The sequence below is a fragment of the Bacillus sp. TH13 genome, from assembly GCF_016651175.1.
Taxonomy (GTDB): domain Bacteria; phylum Bacillota; class Bacilli; order Bacillales; family Bacillaceae_G; genus Bacillus_A; species Bacillus_A thuringiensis_S.
Window position 1 is genome coordinate 2,421,620 of sequence record NZ_JAEKEJ010000025.1, and the last position, 17,754, is coordinate 2,439,373.

Consider the following 17,754-nt stretch of genomic DNA (forward strand, 5'->3'; position numbering starts at 1 on the left):
TTGGTGAGGGCTGATTAAAGTTTCACTTTATTAAAACGCCCAGTTACCTTTACGGAAGATAGGCTCATGTCTGCCATCAGCTGTAATACCATCGATATCAAGCTCAGCGGATCCAATCATGAAGTCGTTGTGTGTAATACTAGCGTTTGCGCCGTTTTCAGCAAGTTCTTCTTTAGACATTGTTTTTCCGCCAACTAAGTTAAATGCATAAGCATTTCCGATTGCAAGGTGGCAAGATGCATTTTCGTCAAATAGTGTATTGTAGAATAAAACATTTGTGTTTGAAATTGGTGAGTCATGAGGTACTAAAGCTACTTCTCCTAAGAAGTGAGAACCTTCATCTGTTTCTACTAAATGTTTTAAAGCTTCTTCACCAGCTTCAGCTTTATAGTCTACGATACGTCCGTTTTCAAATGTTAACGTGAAATTATCGATAATATTACCTGCAAATACTAACGGTTTTGTACTAGAAACTTGGCCGTTTACACCTGTTTTAAGTGGCATTGTAAATACTTCTTCAGTTGGAATATTAGCCATAAATGGTACGTTCTTTTCATTTAAGCTACCAGCACCAGCCCATACATGTTTTTCTGGAAGTTCGATTGTTAAATCTGTTCCAGGACCTGTATAGTGAAGAGCTTTATAATGCTTTTCGTTTAAGTAATCCACTTTTGTATGTAATGTTTCATCATGTTCTTTCCATGCTTCTACAGGATTTTCTAAATCAGCGCGAGTAGCTTTGAAAATAGCATCCCATAACTTTGCTTCTTGTTCTTCTGGCGCTACGTCAGGGAATACTTTCGCAGCCCATTCTTTCGTAGGAACAGAAATTACACACCAGCTTACTTTATCGGCTTGTACGTAATCACGGTATACTTTCATCGCTTCTCCAGCTACTTTATGAGCTGTTGCGATACGTGTTGCTTCTACACCTTTTAATAAATCAGGGTTTTCTGCATAGATAGACATAAATGCAGCGCCTTCTTTTGCTAATTCTTCACGAGCATGTGCTTTCCAAGAAGGGAATTCAGAGAAAGCTTCTTCAGGAGCTAGATCGAACTTTAAGCGTGTTAACGTCTCATCATTCCAATCCACATATACGTGTTTTGCACCAGATTTATATGCTTTCTCTGTAACGAGGCGTACAAATTGTACAGCTTCAAGAGGTGCACTAATTGATAAAGTTTGTCCAGGTTGAATATTAACACCAACATTAACTGCAAGAGCAGCATATTTCTCTAACGTTTGTTCAAATGACATATGTATAATCTCCTTTAATTTGAAAGATTTCTTACTATATATAATACAAGAAAATTCTAAAAATATATATAAATATAAAGTAAAAAGAGAGCTCAAAATGTATTGAGCTCTTACATTTACTTAATTGAAGAAGCAAACTGCTCTACAGTCGTTGTATGGTGTATACGAACGCGCTTCATCTTTAACAATTCATCAGGTTCACCCTTCGTAATGAATTGCCCAGGCTTTGTCGTCGTCGCAAATTGATAATACTTCTTCGTTTCTGCAACAACCTTATCATCTACATGACCGAATGGATAAGCAATCGCCATAACAGGCTTACCTGTTATTTTTTCTAGCTTTTCTTTTGAACCTTTTAACTCTTCCTCATAGTTTGTAATTTTCGGCAAGTCTGCATGTGTTGCAGTATGAGATTGTACTGAGAAAATGCCGGAATCAACCATTTCTTTTATTTCAGAAGTAGACAATGCTCCTTCTACATCAACGTTATCAACAATCATATATTCTGTTGCTGCCGGTTTAAAAGTATCATCTTTTAGCTTTTGTAAAACGCGAAATGCATTCATATTATTTTTCATACCGTCATCAAATGTAACGAAAATCGGCTTATTTACTTTATTTATATCGCCCCAGCGTTCAAACGTTAACAGCGTATAACCATTGTCCTTTAAATGTTTCATTTGTGCTTCAAAGTTAGCTGGTGATACGAATAAGTCTTTAATACCTTGACCATGATAATCATCAATTGCGTGATACATAAGAACAGGAACCTTTTGTTCGAAAGTAATAGTAGATTTCGTAAGCGGGATTGTTTCCCCATCTTCCTTCATTCCTGTTGCTTCAATTTGGAACTCACCGCGTTTTCCTTCAAATTCCTTGATATCAAAAGGAAGTGTAAATTGTTCCTCCTTTTCTTTAGAAGAAAAAGGTTTAGCACGTTCCTTTCCATCAGCTGTGCGCCAAATTTTATATTGTACTTCATTTAAAGAATCTTTTATGTCTGTAATATGAATACTTGTGTTTGTAGATTCGTGTGTAATTGCATTATATGAGACTTTACCTTGTTCTTGCACAGTCTCTTCTTGTTTCTTAATCCCTTGAGCCGTTTTCTCTTTTTTAGGTTCTGGACTTACATTGTTAGTATTACAGCCTGCTAGAATGGCAGACGTACATAAAGCAATTGCTGCGTATTTTCTCATGAAAATCACCTTCTATTGTGTAGTATGTTGCATATTGACATTAAAATCCCCACCGCTATAAGAGTGGTGGGGATATACCCTTGTTCATCATATCATTTGAAGAAAATGAGGGGAATATGATTTTTAGGAGGCTATTAAGGTAATAGATTAGTGACTTTGAATAGATGTATTTTTTTGTTTCTTATTAGAATTAATAATAATATAACCGACTACAAAGATAAGAGGAATAATAAAGACATAGATAGGCATTCCCCATACATAATAGCTTTTTAGGGTTAAGACTAGTAAATGTAAGAAATCGAAAATTGCGTGGGCTTTCATAATATCCTCCAATGTTTTTTGAAAATTATAACATTTTAGACTTGTTATTTGTATAATTTGGAAAGTAATTTAAGCTAATTTTAAAGTAAGAAGAAGACTTATTGATATGCAATTTTGCATACAGATATGGATTTTATTAAAATATAAAGATTTTATACTATAATAAAAACCGCTATAAAACTAAGTAAGAATAATGTATGGAGTGGAGAATAGAAATGAAATATAAAAAAATAATATATATCTTTTTCATATCGCTATTTATAGTTGGTTGTCAAAGTGAAGTGAGTAAAGCAAATAGTGTGGAAGAGTATATTCCATCGCATCTTATGAATGCGGAAGTGACGGCGGATATTATGACACTAGAGATGGATCGTGATACACGTAAAAAAGTAGAGGTTATTACTAAAAAGATGAGTGATCATGTAAAGAATGATAAAGAGTGGTACGTAAACTATATATCAGGGCATATAGATAAACAGGTGAAGCCGTATCATCCTAACTTTGGTATTACAGAAGAAGAATATAACTTTTTTAGAAACGCCGTTGAGAATAGTAGTTTATCTAATACAAGTGATGGAAAACTTCAATTTAAGCAAAAAAGTAACCATGAAATTGAAATTGTTTCAAGTAGAAACCTAGAACTATTCCAGCATCTAGTAATTGATACAGAGAAGAATATAATAAAAACTTCTTTTGGAGAATGTCAGTATGTTGGAGAAATAAAGCCATCTTCAGAAAAAAGAATATTAGGTCGAGTAAATGGCAAACAATGGATGTTACAAAAAGAAAATTTAATCTATTTATTCTCTTTAGGAAAGCTTGAAGGAGAAGATAAATCTGTTATGGTTATTTCAGTAAAAGGCATACACGAAGGAAAACTTATTAGTAACGAGGAAGTAGTCGAATTCCGTTCGATTTCATAAAGAATCAAAAAAATCACCTTACTCGTTAAAGTAAGGTGATTTTTTATTAAATAAACAATCCAGCGATTGTTGCAGATAAAATAGAAGCAAGTGTTGATGCAAATAGCATTTTCCAACCAAATTTAGAAACAACGCTTCCTTGTTTTTCAGAAAGGGCACGGATTGTACCAACGATTGCACCAATTTGGCTAATACTTGCGAAGCTAATTAAGAATACTGTAACGATTCCAACTGTACGTGGAGCTAATGTTGTAGCTGTGTCTTTTAAATCAAGGATTGCTACAAACTCGTTTAAAACAATCTTCGTACCCATAATACCACCAGCTGGGATAATATCTTGAGTTGGAATACCCATTAAGAATGCGAATGGAGAAAGTACGTAACCGAAGATTTGTTGTAAAGTAACAGCATGTCCCATTGCGCCTGAAGCTGCACTAATTACGTAGTTTACAACTTCCATCACACCGATAAAGGCGATCATTAATGCGGCGACGATACCAGCTACTTTTAAACCATCAAGCGCACCGTTAATCATTGCGCCGATAAAGCTGTCTCCGAATAGAGTTCTATCAAATTTTTGAATCACTTCATCTTCTTTTTTCGTATCAACTGGTGTTAATAACGAACAAACGATTAAGCTTGAGAATAAGTTTAGCGGAAGAGCTGCTAGTACGTATTTTGCATCTAACATCATTACGTATGATGCTGTAACAGAAGCAGAAACGGAGCTCATCGCAGAACAACAAATGATAAACATACGATTTTTATTGAAATGCTGTAAATCGTTTTTAATGACGATTAACGCTTCACTTGAACCGAAGAATACAGAGTTTACTGCGTGGAATGACTCAACGCGTGGCAAACCAGTAATTTTTGAAATTGCACCGCCGACAACACGAACGATGAATGGTAAAACACCTAAATAACTAAAGATTGAAAGTAGTGCTGAGAAAAATACGATAATTAATAATACGTTTAAGAAAAAGACAAAATCTCTGTGAATTCCATTAAAGAGAAAATCGACACCTGTCGTACCAAGTTTAATTAGTTTGTTGAAAACTTTACTAATGAAAATAATGATTTGTTGACCAATCTTTGTAGCAAACATAAACCAACCGATTAAAATTTGGAAACCAATCATAATTGCAATTGCACGGAAGTTGATTTTACTTTTGTTGTTTGACAAAGCAAAACATAAACCTAACACGGCAAGAATACCGATAATGCTCATTACATATTGCATGTAGTTGCCCCTTTCAGAAGTTCGTATAAAGTTTGTACATAAAACGTTCGTTATATTACTAAAAATAAAAGAACGAGGTTTTATGTCATACGTAAGATGTCTGACCTTTTAGAAAAATAAAAATAAAAAAAGACCCATATGGATTCACTTTCATCTATGAGAGAAAGCTAATCAATATGAGTCCTTTTTTACGCATAGGCTAATATTCATTAGTTTTCCCCATAGTCCAGCAATTTAAGGTTGCCGGGTAGAAACTCTCGATCCATATTATCAAGTATATATGAGGTAACATCGTCCGTATTAAATTAGTAGTAGCGTAACATTAACAGAGAAGTATCGTCAATAGCTTTTTTTCTTCCAATAGAAAAAGACCATATAAGTATGATAAAATGTAACGCAGTGTTATGAAAAAGAGAGGTCGGAAAATGAGTACTAAAATGACGCCACCAGTTGAGAAAAACGAGTTTATAGATGTAGTATTTGAAGATTTAACACATGATGGTGCCGGTGTTGCGAAAGTAAAGGGCTATCCTATTTTCGTTAAAAACGGATTACCAGGTGAAGAAGCGCAAATTAAAATTATTAAAGTGAAGAAAAACTTTGCATTTGGTCGTTTAATGAAGCTTCATACAGAAAGTCCATATCGTAAAGATGCAGAGTGCCCGGTATATAACCAGTGCGGCGGTTGTCAGCTTCAGCACTTAACTTATGAAGGACAATTACAGGCGAAAGAAAAGCAAGTACGTGACGTTATGCAGCGCATCGGAGGACTAGGCGATGTTCCTGTTCATCCTGTACTTGGTATGAAGAACCCGTGGGTATACCGCAATAAAGCACAAGTACCAATCGGAGAACGTGAAGGTGGGCTTGTAGCTGGTTTCTATCGTCAAGGAACGCATGACATCATTAATATGGAATCATGCTTAATTCAGGCAGAAGAAAACGATACATTAATTCAAGAAGTAAAACGTATTTGTGAAAAGCACGGTATCACTGCGTACAACGAAGAGCGTAACAAAGGAACACTTCGTCACGTAATGGCTCGTTACGGACAAGTAACAGGGGAAATTATGCTTGTCTTCATTACACGTACAGCAGAACTACCAAACAAAAAAGCAATTATTGAAGAAATTGCAGCGAAATTCCCAGAAGTAAAATCGATTGTTCAAAACGTAAATACGAAGCGTACGAATGTAATTTTCGGAGATAAAACGACAGTACTGTACGGATCAGAATATATTTATGACTTTATCGGTGACATTAAATTTGCGATTTCAGCACGTTCATTCTATCAAGTAAACCCAGAACAAACGAAAGTGCTATACGATAAAACGTTAGAATACGCAAAATTAAATGGTAACGAAACAATAATCGATGCCTATTGCGGAATCGGATCAATCTCGTTATTCCTAGCGCAAAAAGCGAAAAAAGTGTACGGCGTTGAAATCGTTCCAGAAGCAATTGAAGACGCAAACCGAAATGCAGCACTAAACAACATGACAAACGCTGAATTTGGCGTAGGAGAAGCAGAAGTAGTCATTCCAAAATGGTACAAAGAAGGCGTAATTGCTGACACAATGGTCGTAGACCCACCGCGTAAAGGCTGTGACGAAGCATTACTAAACACAATCATTGACATGAAGCCAAACCGCGTCGTATACGTATCATGTAACCCAGCAACATTAGCGCGTGACTTAAAAGTATTAGAAGAAGGCGGATATAAAACACAGGAAGTACAACCTGTTGATATGTTCCCGCATACGACGCATGTGGAGTGTGTAGCTTGGTTAAAGCTTAATATATAGGGGTTTGATAGTAATTGTTGATGGGGTTGACCACAATTTGACCACATCAACAATTTTTTTATGATTTTAACGCCTCACTTAGTGCTATAGTGGCACTTTCTTGCATATCTAACGTAACGTGACTATAGGTGTCCAATGTGGTCTTAATGGAATTATGTCCTAATCGTTCGCTTACGATTTTCGGATTAATACCTAATTTAAGAAGAAGTGTAGCATGAGTATGTCGTAAGTCATGGAATCTAATTTTAGGCACTTGTGCTGTTTTTATAAACCTTTCAAAGACAGTAGTTAGTGTTCTTGGATAGATTGGTCGACCATCTTCTCTACTGAAAACTAAGTCATTATCTTCATAAGCTTTACCGATAGCTAATTTAAACTCATTTTGTTTTGCTTTATAACTTTTCAACTCTTTACATAAGCTTTGGTCAATGGAAATTAATCGTTTAGAACCCGATGTTTTTGGTTCTGTAAATCGAAATCCTAATTCATCGTAAATTAGAGTTTCCGTCACACTGATCTTACCTTCAACTAAATCTACATTTTTCCACTTTAAACCTAGTAATTCACCTCTACGCATGCCAGTATTAAGTGCAAGTAAAAATAAATGATAGTAAATAGGATTGTCAAATTTAGCATATGTTAAGAATGTTTTTGTCTCCTCAATTGACCACGTATTATTGACCACTTTTCGTGGACGAGGGATTTCTACATGTTCAAACGGGTTTTTATATAAAAGTTCCCATTTAACAGCATCTTCTAATGCCCCTTTTAAAACGATAAAAATATATTCAATATATTTAGGAGATAATTCTTCATCGATTAGTGATTTGACAAATCGTTGTCCATGTAGAGGTTTTAAATCTTTCAGTTTGTGCGAACCAATTACAGGAATAATCCTACTGTTCACAGCTCGTCTATAATTGATAAATGTAGTATCTCTCACTCGTTGTTTAGCTGTGTTTTCAAGCCACTCCTGTAAATATTCACTAAGAGTAAGATTTTTATCATCAACTAGACTCCCGGTATTAAATTGATGAATAAGCTCATTACATGCTCTTTCGGCTTCTTTCTTTGTTTTAAAGCCTGATACTGTTTTTTGTTTTCTTTTACCTGTGAGCGGATCGCGTCCAATATCAATTGTAAATGACCACTTTTCACCACGTTTTCTAAAATATCCTTTCATCATTCATACCTCCTTGGATTAATAGTATTTCAATGACATAAATAATTCCAGTATTAGAAAGAGAAAAGGCACTCAAATGAGTGCCTTTGTGATGAATTATAAATTAAATACATTGTATATGTAGGGTTTTTCCGTTTTTTGTTTTTTAATGACAGCTACCCATAAAACGACTATTTTACAAATAGTTTATGCGCCTTGTCTTTGCGCACGTTTTTACAGGGTTTACACTGTCAGTCTTATTATATGCAAAAAAGACCTTGTTTATGCAGGTCTCTTGTAGTCAATGGGTAGTGCGCTACCTTTAACACGACTACCACTACAGGTAGTTTATGTATAAGATGTTGTTACACGTAATTAGAGGGTTTACGCGCACTTAAGTTATATTGTTGCTTATAATATACCGCATTTATATATTTTTGTAAACAATCTTGATTCAATATTATTTAGCATTATATAATTTTTTCTCGACCAAAATTTACTCTTGGGAATTTTTCACTTTGCTCAATTTTTTCTGTTAATAGGTCATAATAGTAACAATATTGGTATTCATATTTTGTACTAATTGCATTTGCTACAAAATCAGCAGCTTGAATGGCATAAGAATTTTGGGATTCAATATAATTAACTGAAATTTTCAATCCTAAATCCATTTCGTAATTTAATTTGGTCTTAATATATTCTGCGAAAGAATTTGTAGACTTTACCTTAATAGTTCTCTTATCAAGATTTATTTCCAATTCGCTTAGAGATTCTGATTGTCCTTTTACTACACCTAAAATGACAAATTGCAACAAATAATTATAAAGTAAATTCTCATCATCTTTTAATTCTTGTTTTACATGCAGTAAATCTGCAACTATATACCTTATCTTTATATCTTTGGAGGCTATTTTCTGTAAGATATAATCTTTTATTATTGGCGTAGAATCACTTGCCTTAACTTCGTTTACATTTTGATATTCTGAAAAGGTCTTTTTTGTTTTCAATACTGCTCTTTTCATAACGTTAGTTAAGGGTTTTGTAGAGCTTTCCATCTCTACACAAGCAATAGTAAAATATCTACCTTTTCGCCCCATATTGCCTGATTCATCGAAATTCAATATAACCTTTTTCCCCATACTATGTTTCCTTTCAGTTATTTGACAGCTATTATACTAAGTCTACCAATTTTTCTCGATTTTGTCTTACAAAATAATGTTTTATAAATACGATGTTAGTAGTTTTTAGTGGCATTCTTTCTATATGTACAAAAAAGAAAAGGTACCTATAAAGTACCTTCTTCCACGAACTTAAACCAGCTTGAGTTTAATAATAGGAGTGTTGAATTATTATGTTGTAAGTTGTATGTTTAATGTTATTCAATAAAATCAGTATTTTAACAAAAAAAAGACACCCTAAGGTGCCCTCATACGACTTGATAACCACTTTAATTTTAATAATATGTATCTCGCAAATATAATTTTACCATATTTATCTATACAGTTTGTTGAGAAATATGAATCAAATCAATATGTTGTTAAAAGTTATTTAGAATTAAAGAATATTTTCTTACTGTCATGAGTGTTAAATTGAATTTTGAAATCATCCCCAACATCAACTACTTGTGAAATGTATCCTTCTCCCTCAGCGCCTTTATATAATTTTTGATGTAATTGATTAGGAGTAACGGCAGATAATTCGCGATTGTATACTCGACCATCATTGGAGACTAAATTTACATTCATGTCAGATAAGAAGTATTCATAATCTTGAGTTTCTGAATCAACAACTTTTCCTTTAACCTTTACTAATGCCCATTCTTTTCCTTCAGGTGCAGGTTTATTGAATTGATTTTCTTTTTTTAATATTTGATAAGCTTGATCGCCTCGAATAACTTCAAGTATGGATAATTCTACTTTTGTATTAAATTTTTTGAAGGTGCCACCATCACTATTTAGGATTAAATCATTAATTGTTGCTACTTCATTAATAGGTATCGGATTAGAACGATTCCCTTTGCTAGATAATGTGGAACTAGTATTTTTCTTCTCTGAATTCGGGTCATTGTAATGGTTATTTATATTAAATTTAATATGGTATTGCTTTGTTTTCAGAGTTTTGTTATTATCATCTTTTTTTGAAATCTCAAATGAGAATATTACCCATTGAATAGATTCTAAATTTCTTTGGGAAGAATCAAAGAATGAAATAACTCCTTTAGTAGGATCTGTTATTTTATCTCCAGGCATAAATTCGGTTTGATTAATAAAATTCCCTTTAACTGGTATTCTAAGTATGTTGTCTTGACTGGTTGAAACTTTAATTTTATTTGTATCAAAGATAAATTTTGATTTGGAAGTATTGTCAATTACAAATGCAGTTCCTACAGATCCTACATCGGTCCCATTATCAGTTTTCATCTTGTTAGAAACGGCAAGTGGATTTAGTGTGAATTTAAATCCATCAAAGTTGTCACTAAATGAAGCGTCATCATAATAAATAAATCGTGTTTCGTTATCCGCGTTATGTAATCTGTAATTTCCAGCATCTATAATTTTGCTTACTTCTTCATCAGATTCATTTACTTTAGCGTCTTGGCTGACAGATTTAATTTTACTATTATTTGCAACGATATTTATAAAGATAACTATAACAAGAATAGCCACTAGCCAAAACCACCAATGTTTATAGAACTGTTTCTTCATAATGAATATCCTCCAATTAAATAAAATATAAGATTTCCAAGGTCAGCATATCAAATTTAATATCAAGTCATTGTCATATTATGTCGAATGGACAAATAAAAAAAGAGAGCAAATTGCCCTCTTACTCAAATTGTAAAAAGATGAATATTTTACAATTTGAAATTGGAAATGATTTCTTTTATGATGAAATCAAATCATAGTATGTCTTTATTGTTTTGTAACATTTTCACGTATAATGAAACCTGTTTTGCAAAACGACCTTGTTGACGCCCATCAAGCTCCTCATAAGCTCTTTGGATATCATTGAATAATAATTCCAATAACGCATCTTCTTTTCTGTTCTCAAAATTAAGAAGAGTGTCTGTGGATGTGTTAAAATACGATGCAAGTATCTTTAAACTTTCAAGGTCAGGTTCATGACGGTCGGTTTCCCAATTCTTGATTTGTCCGCGTGATAAACCTGTTCGCTCAGATAATTGCTCTTGCGTTAAATCAAAAGACCTACGTAAACGTTTAATGTTTTGTCCGACTGTAGTTTTCATAGTTTGAGTATAATAATCGCCTTATTACTATACCATAATTGGTCGATATCCTGACCTTTAATTTTGTAATCGGTATTTTTACAAACTTTTAAAAAATATATAGACAAACGTTTGTTTGGTGGTAAAATATTCATATAGGGAATTTGTTTGGTGTTATGTAAAATTGCATATTTCATTCTGTTGAACATAAAAAACGTTGTTACAGAACAGTTTCTCGACTTTCTCAATAATTGTCTGATAACTATATGACTGAATTTACTAATTTTTGTGATATTATGATAATAATAATAATAAAACGGACGTAAAAAAGACCCACGGTGTAAGTAGTGCTAGGAACACTTTCTTACACTGCCCCTACCTGACTAGGGAACATTGTCGCGGATCTCTTACATAATTATAACACATCTTAGATTAACAGTGGCGCGTTTTCCTTTATATGTAACAAAATGGGGTTTACGTGTCTTTTTGTCCATAAGGAGGACAAATGAAATGAATGATTTTCTTAATGTTTTAAAGAAAGAATTGTACTCTGCTGGAATTAATAACACGCAACTTGCCTTGTCATGGGGAATTTCTCCAAGTGGTGTTACAGCGATTTTTAAAGGTAAAAGAAAAATGCGTTTTTCTTACCTTACTAAATCGCTATCCTTATTAAATCGAGGTACTAAAACAGAGAGAAAATTTGTATGTGAATATATGAGAGCTGCTAATCCTAAACCTAAAAGCAAGCGAGAAATTATGGAATATTTAACTTTAAAGGGTGATTTTGGTACATTGAAAATCCTGGTGGATGAAGAGGGGAATTCCAAAACATCCCTTAATAAGGAATTTTCAACAATTTATGAACTTATTCATCAAAGATTTACTAAAGATATAAAGCTATTAGAATTTTATAATCTAATGAGAGAGAAAAATAAAAAAACAACATGTACAGAAATGAAAACATTAGTAGATTTAATACTCTGTCAAACATTATATCAATCAGGAAACCATGAATTAATTGCTGAGAAAATGTCTGAAATTGATTCGAATATTTTAGCAATTACCAATAATTTTTTTCAAAGTACACTTGGTGTAAGATATAAAGAAGCTCATGCTGTATTGAGTCTTCGTAATAATGAAATCGAAAAAGCGCGTAAGCTATGTTATGAGATATTAGATGAATGTGAAAAAAATTCATTTTTCATTTTACCTAAAGCTATTGCTTACTTTAAATTAGGAGAATCTTATATATTGGATTCTAATAATTATGAAACATCTAAACAGTATCTTCTTAAGGCATATGAAACTTTGAGCGGTTTAGGTGATTTTCATGGTATTAAAGAGAAAAGAGAAATGATTCTTCGAAATATAGCATTTTTGAAGATTTATAACATGAAAGAGTTATTTTCCATTGTTGAAATAGATGAAGCTGAAATTGCCTTTTTAAAAATAAAACAAGGATATAAACAAGAAGGTAAATTAATGTTAATCAAGTTAAAGGAAAAAAATGGATTCCTGTCTGGAATACAAACTGTTTACTTAGCTTTAGCACAAGATAATGAAAGTGATAGAATTACGATAATGAAAGAAGCTTTAGATATTATGATCTCTAAAGGTGATCATTTTTATGCCCAAATACCAAAACAATACTTGGGCTTATCTTGAAAAAATGGTATAATTATCATTAAAGGTAGGTGAATTACAATTGAAAAAACTTTTAAAGATTATACCTATGTTAGCTATATTAGGAGGATTTTTATTAAACTCTTCTAATGTGCCAAATGAGCAAAAAAACAAACGGAAACAGAAGCTAAACAAACTATAGCTTTATATTCTCAGGACCCAGGTGGCTGGTAATACTTGGATATTAAATATATGATATAAAGAATGCGATCATCCTTCAAAGGGTGGTCGCATTCGTGGTTTCTGGAGATATTCTGTTTTTTGTAGAATTTATAAAAACAGAATTAATCCCAAAAAAATACAATTATTAAAGGGATGTAGGGGGAATTTGAAATGATTAAAGAGAAAATAGCAAAAGAATTAATGGTGAAGTGGCTTTTAGAAAACAAGGGAACTAACCCAGAAGAGATTTTAGAAGCAATCACTTCTCATACATATGAAGAAGAGAAATTAAAAGAAGCTAACTGAGTAGTTAGCTTCTTTTATGATGTACATTATTTTTGATTTTTAGTGAAATTCACGTACATGGCCGCTTGTTTCCATGCGTTTTCTTGTTCTTCTTTAGGTAGGTCAGCTACCAATTCCATAAATCTTCTAGCCATTTCATCAGCTTTCTTATCTTGTTGTTCAGTTAAACGTGGGTCTGAAGATCTTCCTAATAAGTAATCGGTTGAAACACAAAAAAGATCTGCAATGGAGTTCAATACAGTCATACTAGGTTCAATTCTGTTATTTTCTAAGTGTGAGTATGTTGCTCTTGATATGTTTAACAGGTTAGCTACATCGCCTTGTGTACGCTTGCCCCTCAGTTGTTTTAGTTTTTCTCCAAAAGTCATTTTAAATTTTCCCCTCTCAGTAAATCCTTAATTATATTATAGATACAATTTTTATCACTTTAAACCCTTTTTTGTAAAAATGATAAAAAATTTATAAAATCTGTTGACGATAAAAAAATTATCATTTATACTGAAGTCAACAAAGAAACGCGAGTTGAAATGGAAGGTGGTTAAATGAATAACATCTTGAGAAACGAAAGAAAAAAGATGAAATTCACACAAAGGCAATTAGCTGAAAAGATTGGTATATCAACGGTTTATGTTCGAAAGATTGAAGGTGGATATATACCAAGACCAGATATAATGGTTAAGTATCAGGATGTATTTAACATAAGTGTTAAAGAATTGTTTCCTGATTATTTTTCGGCATTTAATGATAAAAAATTTATCATTTAAATAAAGGAGGAAAAAATGAATCAATTACATGATGTGCAACATCCAGTAAGTGAGTTTGTTTTTATGGAAGGAAATCAAGTGGTTACAGATAGTTTAACGATGGCTCAAATGTTTGGAAAAGAACATAAAAATGTAATTCGAGATGTTGAGGTCCAGTTAGAAAAATTGAATGAAGCAAATGAAACTGAATGGGGGCAGCTCAACTTTGAGCACACCCAATACCAGCATTATCAAAATAAACAATGGTATCCAAAGTTCAATCTTACAGAAGATGCATTTGCGATTGTTGCAATGAGCTACATAACGCCAGAGGCAATGAAAATGAAAATTAAGTTTCTAAATGAATTCAAACGGATGAAAGAACATATCCAAAAAATTCAGCAACAACCAATTAGTATTGAAGATGCAGTGATACACAGCATGACAGAACTAAAACAACTTAAATTACGTCAGGATCAAGCTGAAGAAGAAATGAATAAAGTGAAACATCTTGTAGATAATGAGATTTGGCTTACTGAGCAAAACAAGGAAGCTGTGCAACGAAAAGTAAAACGTCGTGTATTTGAACTAAAAGAAGAAGGTTATGATAATGCATCGTATCAAGGAATCTATGGGGCGCTAAAAAGACATTTCGGTGTAGCTAAATACGATAAAATCCCACGAAAATATTATCAAAATGCTATGCGATTTATCGCAGGATGGTATCCATCTGAGCGGCCAAATATTTTAGATGATTATATTTCTTAATAGATAAAATTAAAATTTTATAAAAAGAAAGGGAGATATAAAAAAATGAAAAATTCTACAGTTCAAATCGCGTTGGCAATTACAAAGTTTTCAGCTCAAAAGGGTTGGAAGGATGAAGAGTTTTGGGAGGCTATTGAGTTACTTCAATTCAATAAAGAAGATGAAAGGCAAACAACTGCAGAAAAGTTAGATAGTATTCCAGTTACTAGTGATAGTACAGATTATCCAATTATGTTAAACGTAACACACTTAGAAGAAATATTGGGAGTAGCGAAAAGGACAGCTTACGAAATTATGGATCAAAAAGGATTCCCGTTAGTGAAAATCGGGCGTAAGAAGGTGGTTCCAAGGGATGCATTCTTTAATTGGTTAGAAAAGGGGGTGTCAGCATGACGGAAGATACAACATCATTAGCAATATTAGCATTGTTAATAGGATGTGGTTCATGGTTGTTTTACATCACTTATGAGCCAATAAAACAATGGGCTTGGAGTGATATAAAACAAAATAAAAAGACCCATGGCAGTGGGTCCTTTAAGAAAAACAATTTGTTATAAGTATACCACGGAAAGTAGGGAAATAGTACATGGATTTAATTGAATATCAAGTGCTATTACCTAATAAGTTCTGGGACTTAGCAGAGAACAAGGATGAATTAAAGAAGGTGATTGAAAAGTATTTCAAAGTTGGTTATCCACATTATGAAATTCAACGAATTATCAAAAGTGGACAAGCATATGTGGCGGTTTGTACAAGGAGGTAAATATTTATGTCAAACGTAGTAACTGAAATTGGTAGTTTAAATTTCAAAGGTAATGTGGTAGATCATGAATGGTTTAATTACATCACTTTTAGTAATGGTAAGCCTCACATTGTAGCGATTATGGTATTGAGTGAAATCGTTTATTGGTATCGCCCTACAGTAATTCGAGATGAAATAGATGGGAAAGTAACTTACAAGAAAAAATTTAAAGCAGACAAGTTGCAAAAAAATTATCAACAGTTAGCTGATACTTTTGGATTTACAAAATTACAAGTGAAAAGAGCATGTGATTTATTAACTGATATGCTACTTGTCAAAATCGAGTTTAGGACTATTAACGCTGATGGGAAAATTTTGAATAACGTAATGTTTGTGGAACCTGTACCAACAGAAATAAGGAAAATTTCTAGTATGTATCAACAAATAAAAGAAGACCCTGGTTACTTAGAAGTAAATAGGGTGGTTACTTCTAAATCAAGACCCTCTTCACTTACAAGTAAGGAGTCTCCTAACTTCAAAGTAAAGACAAATACAGAGATTACTACAAAGAGTACTACAGAGAATGTAAGTAGTAGTAGAATCTTCTCTTTCTACGAAAATAATTTCGGTATTTTAAATTCATTCATAGCCGAAAGTATTTCGCAATGGGTAAACGATACAAGCGAAGAACTTGTACAGGCAGCTATGGAACGTGCTTTGAAACAGCAAAAGAAATGGAATTATGCTGAGGGCATTTTAAAACAATGGGTTAACAAAAATATTCGTACTTTAGCTGATGTTAATGCAGCGGAAATAGAGTTTAAAAACAAAGGTAAAAAAGGAGCGAATAGAAATGGCAACACCAATGAAAAAGCTGGCAGAATCCCTGGAATTGAAGGTGAATTACCATTCTGATCAATGTATAAATCACTCATATGAAATAGGTGGACAAAAAATTATTAAGCCAGTTCAAATGATTGAATATAAAGGGCAAGTTGTTTGCCCTAGATGTGTAGTTGAACAAAACAACAAAGTTTTGGAAGAACAAGCTAATGCTCATTATAAGAAGATTAGCCGTTTACAGAAATTTAACATGTTGGAAAAGGCAAGCGTTATTACAAATAAGAAAATTCCTCTTTCGAGATTATCTGATTACAGAATCGATTGTGATGAAACGATTAGTCACAAGAAGGCTGTAGAAGAGACTTTGGAGGATTTAAAGAACGGGGAAATTAGAAAAGTTGTATTTACAGGAAATCAAGGGACGGCGAAAAGTTTCCTAGCATACAGTATGCTTCATGAATTAAATCAATATTTCTGGGATATCAGTCAGGGAGAAGAAAATTATCACCTTATGAAAAGTTGCTTGTACGTTGAATTAGAAGCAATAACAAGGATGATTATGGATTCTTTCGATGATAAGAGCAGTAAATACACACTACAATATTTCGTTCAACTAATTGGACAAGCTGATTTTGTGGTATTAGATGATCTTGGGGCAGAAAGTGGATCGACGGATTCAAATAGACAGGCATCTGATTTCATTCAACGTCTTTTATATGCAGTATCAAATGCTAGACAAGGAATGAGTACATTTACCACAACAAACTTTACTGGAAAACAACTTTTTAATAAATACGATGCTAAAACAGTTAGTCGTTTATTAGGTGATTCAAAGGTTTTGAAATTTACAACACCGGATCAAAGGCTTGCAAATTTAGGTTTCTAATAAGGAGGAATAAAAAATGAAAAAAATTCAATTAACGGATGGAATGCCAACAAGTATTAAAAGAGAAGAACTTAAAAAAAGTACAGAAAATTTATTGATGAAAATTAAAGAAGAATGCTTAAAAAGTGAGTTGAGTTATGTGGAGGTAAATAAGGCCCTTCATCTAGCTGATGAAGAGCTTTACAAAAGCGTAATTCATAATGCGTTCAAAAAGTCTTAAAATAATTCGAATTGATCTTCTTCTAACTCTTTTTTATACACATCATATTGGTCTTGATTAGCACCTACAACATAGGCGGTGTTGTAGTATGTTTGCTCATTGTAGAGATCAATTACTTTCGTGCCAACATGTAATAAAGTCCAACCTTTTGCTAAATAATCGTTGGCACGTGAGTTAGCGGAATCATCATCAAATTCTAAAGTAAATACAATATCTTTCATTAAACTTCCCTCCCTTCAAGGGAGATTATACCAAAATA

The 17,754-nt window shown here is 33.0% G+C and carries 20 protein-coding genes, 1 pseudogene and 1 riboswitch; of the genes and pseudogenes, 12 read left to right on the forward strand and 9 right to left on the reverse strand.

Annotated features, from left to right (window positions below):
* Positions 1-30: 30 nt before the first annotated feature.
* Together JFU02_RS20995 and JFU02_RS21000 are read right to left on the reverse strand one after the other, a co-directional pair.
* Complete coding sequence (locus tag JFU02_RS20995) at positions 31-1,260, reverse strand: aminopeptidase (protein ID WP_000007372.1); 1,230 nt, start codon at positions 1,258-1,260, stop codon at positions 31-33.
* Between the two features lie 116 nt (positions 1,261-1,376).
* A complete protein-coding gene (locus JFU02_RS21000) occupies positions 1,377-2,459 on the reverse strand; it encodes a polysaccharide deacetylase family protein (RefSeq protein WP_086406720.1) in 1,083 nt (360 codons plus the stop codon).
* Between the two features lie 536 nt (positions 2,460-2,995).
* Between JFU02_RS21000 and JFU02_RS21005 the strand changes: the two genes are divergently transcribed.
* Complete coding sequence (locus tag JFU02_RS21005) at positions 2,996-3,703, forward strand: hypothetical protein (protein ID WP_000875605.1); 708 nt, start codon at positions 2,996-2,998, stop codon at positions 3,701-3,703.
* Positions 3,704-3,749: 46 nt separating this feature from the next.
* On the opposite strand, the gene JFU02_RS21010 is transcribed toward JFU02_RS21005, so the two are convergent.
* Positions 3,750-4,946, reverse strand: coding sequence for a NupC/NupG family nucleoside CNT transporter (locus JFU02_RS21010; protein ID WP_001200491.1), 1,197 nt, complete (start codon positions 4,944-4,946; stop codon positions 3,750-3,752).
* Between the two features lie 202 nt (positions 4,947-5,148).
* Positions 5,149-5,250: riboswitch (purine riboswitch) on the reverse strand.
* A gap of 121 nt (positions 5,251-5,371) precedes the next feature.
* Between JFU02_RS21010 and rlmD the strand changes: the two genes are divergently transcribed.
* Positions 5,372-6,751, forward strand: coding sequence for a 23S rRNA (uracil(1939)-C(5))-methyltransferase RlmD (gene rlmD, locus JFU02_RS21015; RefSeq protein WP_201071557.1), 1,380 nt, complete (start codon positions 5,372-5,374; stop codon positions 6,749-6,751).
* A 58-nt stretch (positions 6,752-6,809) separates the two neighbouring features.
* Here the strand turns inward: rlmD and JFU02_RS21020 are convergent, their stop codons facing one another.
* The 4 genes and pseudogenes from JFU02_RS21020 to JFU02_RS21035 form a co-directional block, all read right to left on the reverse strand.
* The gene (locus tag JFU02_RS21020; RefSeq protein WP_201072165.1) at positions 6,810-7,934 is read right to left on the reverse strand and encodes a tyrosine-type recombinase/integrase; all 1,125 of its coding nucleotides are present in this window, start codon (positions 7,932-7,934) and stop codon (positions 6,810-6,812) included.
* Between the two features lie 449 nt (positions 7,935-8,383).
* On the reverse strand, positions 8,384-9,052 hold the full coding sequence (locus tag JFU02_RS21025; RefSeq protein ID WP_201071558.1) for a DUF3800 domain-containing protein: 669 nt from the start codon (positions 9,050-9,052) through the stop codon (positions 8,384-8,386).
* Between the two features lie 405 nt (positions 9,053-9,457).
* A pseudogene (locus JFU02_RS32630) lies at positions 9,458-9,952 on the reverse strand (hypothetical protein); the annotation flags it as partial.
* An 860-nt stretch (positions 9,953-10,812) separates the two neighbouring features.
* A complete protein-coding gene (locus tag JFU02_RS21035) occupies positions 10,813-11,160 on the reverse strand; it encodes a helix-turn-helix transcriptional regulator (protein ID WP_046945621.1) in 348 nt (115 codons plus the stop codon).
* Positions 11,161-11,649: 489 nt separating this feature from the next.
* Here JFU02_RS21035 and JFU02_RS21040 point away from each other — a divergent pair, with 489 nt between their 5' ends.
* Positions 11,650-12,807: an AimR family lysis-lysogeny pheromone receptor gene (locus JFU02_RS21040; protein WP_201071559.1), complete on the forward strand. Its 1,158-nt coding sequence runs from the start codon at positions 11,650-11,652 to the stop codon at positions 12,805-12,807.
* 351 nt (positions 12,808-13,158) lie between these two features.
* The gene (locus tag JFU02_RS32495; protein ID WP_080345667.1) at positions 13,159-13,293 is read left to right on the forward strand and encodes a hypothetical protein; all 135 of its coding nucleotides are present in this window, start codon (positions 13,159-13,161) and stop codon (positions 13,291-13,293) included.
* Between the two features lie 26 nt (positions 13,294-13,319).
* Here the strand turns inward: JFU02_RS32495 and JFU02_RS21045 are convergent, their stop codons facing one another.
* Positions 13,320-13,661: a helix-turn-helix domain-containing protein gene (locus JFU02_RS21045; protein ID WP_046945306.1), complete on the reverse strand. Its 342-nt coding sequence runs from the start codon at positions 13,659-13,661 to the stop codon at positions 13,320-13,322.
* Positions 13,662-13,835: 174 nt separating this feature from the next.
* Here JFU02_RS21045 and JFU02_RS21050 point away from each other — a divergent pair, with 174 nt between their 5' ends.
* From JFU02_RS21050 to JFU02_RS21085, 8 genes are read left to right on the forward strand one after another with little or no spacing between them, the layout of a single operon-like run.
* Positions 13,836-14,057 carry a helix-turn-helix domain-containing protein gene (locus JFU02_RS21050; protein ID WP_046945305.1) on the forward strand — a complete coding sequence of 74 codons (222 nt, stop codon included), beginning with the start codon at positions 13,836-13,838 and terminating at the stop codon, positions 14,055-14,057.
* 15 nt (positions 14,058-14,072) lie between these two features.
* Positions 14,073-14,804, forward strand: a complete 732-nt coding sequence (locus JFU02_RS21055; RefSeq protein WP_046945304.1) for a Rha family transcriptional regulator — start codon at positions 14,073-14,075, stop codon at positions 14,802-14,804.
* Positions 14,805-14,849: 45 nt separating this feature from the next.
* Complete coding sequence (locus JFU02_RS21060; protein WP_201071561.1) at positions 14,850-15,197, forward strand: helix-turn-helix domain-containing protein; 348 nt, start codon at positions 14,850-14,852, stop codon at positions 15,195-15,197.
* A complete protein-coding gene (locus JFU02_RS21065) occupies positions 15,194-15,361 on the forward strand; it encodes a hypothetical protein (protein ID WP_016111344.1) in 168 nt (55 codons plus the stop codon). The genes JFU02_RS21060 and JFU02_RS21065 overlap by 4 nt, the downstream gene beginning before the upstream one ends.
* A gap of 29 nt (positions 15,362-15,390) precedes the next feature.
* Positions 15,391-15,567: a hypothetical protein gene (locus tag JFU02_RS21070; protein WP_016111345.1), complete on the forward strand. Its 177-nt coding sequence runs from the start codon at positions 15,391-15,393 to the stop codon at positions 15,565-15,567.
* Positions 15,568-15,573: 6 nt separating this feature from the next.
* Positions 15,574-16,461: a DnaD domain-containing protein gene (locus JFU02_RS21075; RefSeq protein ID WP_201071563.1), complete on the forward strand. Its 888-nt coding sequence runs from the start codon at positions 15,574-15,576 to the stop codon at positions 16,459-16,461.
* The gene (locus JFU02_RS21080) at positions 16,400-17,275 is read left to right on the forward strand and encodes an ATP-binding protein (protein WP_201071565.1); all 876 of its coding nucleotides are present in this window, start codon (positions 16,400-16,402) and stop codon (positions 17,273-17,275) included. Before JFU02_RS21075 ends, JFU02_RS21080 begins: the two co-directional genes overlap by 62 nt.
* 16 nt (positions 17,276-17,291) lie before the next feature.
* Positions 17,292-17,495 carry a hypothetical protein gene (locus JFU02_RS21085; protein ID WP_000723770.1) on the forward strand — a complete coding sequence of 68 codons (204 nt, stop codon included), beginning with the start codon at positions 17,292-17,294 and terminating at the stop codon, positions 17,493-17,495.
* Here the strand turns inward: JFU02_RS21085 and JFU02_RS21090 are convergent.
* Complete coding sequence (locus JFU02_RS21090) at positions 17,492-17,716, reverse strand: hypothetical protein (RefSeq protein ID WP_201071567.1); 225 nt, start codon at positions 17,714-17,716, stop codon at positions 17,492-17,494. The genes JFU02_RS21085 and JFU02_RS21090 overlap by 4 nt on opposite strands.
* Between the last annotated feature and the right edge of the window lie 38 nt (positions 17,717-17,754).

Excerpts from the sequence above, each read along its gene's own strand:
- JFU02_RS20995 (WP_000007372.1), bottom strand. The coding sequence starts at position 1,260 with ATGTCATTTGAACAAACGTTAGAGAAATATGCTGCTCTTGCAGTTAAT.
- JFU02_RS21000 (WP_086406720.1), bottom strand. The coding sequence starts at position 2,459 with ATGAGAAAATACGCAGCAATTGCTTTATGTACGTCTGCCATTCTAGCA.
- JFU02_RS21005 (WP_000875605.1), top strand. The coding sequence starts at position 2,996 with ATGAAATATAAAAAAATAATATATATCTTTTTCATATCGCTATTTATA.
- JFU02_RS21010 (WP_001200491.1), bottom strand. The coding sequence starts at position 4,946 with ATGCAATATGTAATGAGCATTATCGGTATTCTTGCCGTGTTAGGTTTA.
- rlmD (WP_201071557.1), top strand. The coding sequence starts at position 5,372 with ATGAGTACTAAAATGACGCCACCAGTTGAGAAAAACGAGTTTATAGAT.
- JFU02_RS21020 (WP_201072165.1), bottom strand. The coding sequence starts at position 7,934 with ATGAAAGGATATTTTAGAAAACGTGGTGAAAAGTGGTCATTTACAATT.
- JFU02_RS21025 (WP_201071558.1), bottom strand. The coding sequence starts at position 9,052 with ATGGGGAAAAAGGTTATATTGAATTTCGATGAATCAGGCAATATGGGG.
- JFU02_RS21035 (WP_046945621.1), bottom strand. The coding sequence starts at position 11,160 with ATGAAAACTACAGTCGGACAAAACATTAAACGTTTACGTAGGTCTTTT.
- JFU02_RS21040 (WP_201071559.1), top strand. The coding sequence starts at position 11,650 with ATGAATGATTTTCTTAATGTTTTAAAGAAAGAATTGTACTCTGCTGGA.
- JFU02_RS32495 (WP_080345667.1), top strand. The coding sequence starts at position 13,159 with ATGATTAAAGAGAAAATAGCAAAAGAATTAATGGTGAAGTGGCTTTTA.
- JFU02_RS21045 (WP_046945306.1), bottom strand. The coding sequence starts at position 13,661 with ATGACTTTTGGAGAAAAACTAAAACAACTGAGGGGCAAGCGTACACAA.
- JFU02_RS21050 (WP_046945305.1), top strand. The coding sequence starts at position 13,836 with ATGAATAACATCTTGAGAAACGAAAGAAAAAAGATGAAATTCACACAA.
- JFU02_RS21055 (WP_046945304.1), top strand. The coding sequence starts at position 14,073 with ATGAATCAATTACATGATGTGCAACATCCAGTAAGTGAGTTTGTTTTT.
- JFU02_RS21060 (WP_201071561.1), top strand. The coding sequence starts at position 14,850 with ATGAAAAATTCTACAGTTCAAATCGCGTTGGCAATTACAAAGTTTTCA.
- JFU02_RS21065 (WP_016111344.1), top strand. The coding sequence starts at position 15,194 with ATGACGGAAGATACAACATCATTAGCAATATTAGCATTGTTAATAGGA.
- JFU02_RS21070 (WP_016111345.1), top strand. The coding sequence starts at position 15,391 with ATGGATTTAATTGAATATCAAGTGCTATTACCTAATAAGTTCTGGGAC.
- JFU02_RS21075 (WP_201071563.1), top strand. The coding sequence starts at position 15,574 with ATGTCAAACGTAGTAACTGAAATTGGTAGTTTAAATTTCAAAGGTAAT.
- JFU02_RS21080 (WP_201071565.1), top strand. The coding sequence starts at position 16,400 with ATGGCAACACCAATGAAAAAGCTGGCAGAATCCCTGGAATTGAAGGTG.
- JFU02_RS21085 (WP_000723770.1), top strand. The coding sequence starts at position 17,292 with ATGAAAAAAATTCAATTAACGGATGGAATGCCAACAAGTATTAAAAGA.
- JFU02_RS21090 (WP_201071567.1), bottom strand. The coding sequence starts at position 17,716 with ATGAAAGATATTGTATTTACTTTAGAATTTGATGATGATTCCGCTAAC.